Consider the following 1,108-nt stretch of genomic DNA (forward strand, 5'->3'; position numbering starts at 1 on the left):
GGCTGCCGCCCGCCGAGCAGCGGCGCGCCCTGCTGGACTCCGTCCGCACCCAGACCGCGATCGTGCTCGGCCATGTCACCGCCGACGCGGTCGGCGCGGGCCGCACCTTCAAGGACCTCGGTCTCGACTCGACCATGGCCGTCGCGCTGCGGGACCGGCTGAACGCCGCGACCGGGCTTGACCTGCCGACCGGGATCACCTTCGACCATCCGACCCCGACGGCCCTCTCCCGCCACCTGCACGACCGGCTGACCGGCGCCGAGCCCGCCCCCCTCCCCGCGCCCGCCGTCCCCGTGGACGATGACGATCCGATCGCGATCGTCGGGATGGCCTGCCGGTACCCGGGCGGGGTGCGTTCGCCCGAGGACCTGTGGCGGCTGGTCGCGGACGGCGTCGACGCCATCGGCGGGCTGCCCGGCGACCGCGGCTGGGACCTGGACGCCCTCTACGACCCCGATCCCGACCATCCCGGCACCTCCTACAGCCGGCACGGCGGCTTCCTGGACGACGCGACCGGCTTCGACGCCGACTTCTTCGGCATCTCCCCGCGTGAGGCCCTCGCCATGGAACCGCAGCAGCGGGTCCTGCTGGAGCTGGCGTGGGAGACCTTCGAACGGGCCGGCATCGACCCGCACACGCTGCGCGGCAGCCGCACCGGGGTGTACGCCGGGATGTTCGGCCAGGAGTACGCGTCGCTGAACCGTCCGGCCCAGGACGGCACCGAGGGCTATCTGCTGACCGGCAACACCCCGAGCGTCGCGTCCGGGCGGATCGCCTACGCCTTCGGGTTCGAAGGCCCCGCCATCACCACCGACACCGCGTGCTCGTCGTCCCTGGTCTCGGTGCATCTGGCGGGTCAGGCGCTGCGGGCAGGGGAGTGCTCGCTGGCGCTGGCCGGCGGAGTGACCGTCATGGCCGCCCCCGGACTGTTCGTGGAGTTCAGCCGCCAGCGCGGCCTGGCCCCGGACGGCCGCTGCAAGGCGTTCGGCGCGGACGCCGACGGCACCGGCTGGAGCGAAGGAGCAGGACTGCTGCTGCTGGAACGCCTGTCCGACGCGCGCCGCCTCGGCCATCCGGTGCTGGCCGTGGTGCGGGGGAGCGCGGTCAA

1 protein-coding gene is annotated in these 1,108 nt (G+C 74.1%); it reads left to right on the top strand.

Translation table 11 applies throughout. The features are described from left to right. Nucleotides 1-1,108, top strand: a 1,108-nt coding sequence (locus ACYVE7_RS34445) for an acyl carrier protein (RefSeq protein WP_460370818.1), incomplete at both ends; no start/stop codon positions are given.

The organism is Actinocorallia lasiicapitis, assembly GCF_054778695.1.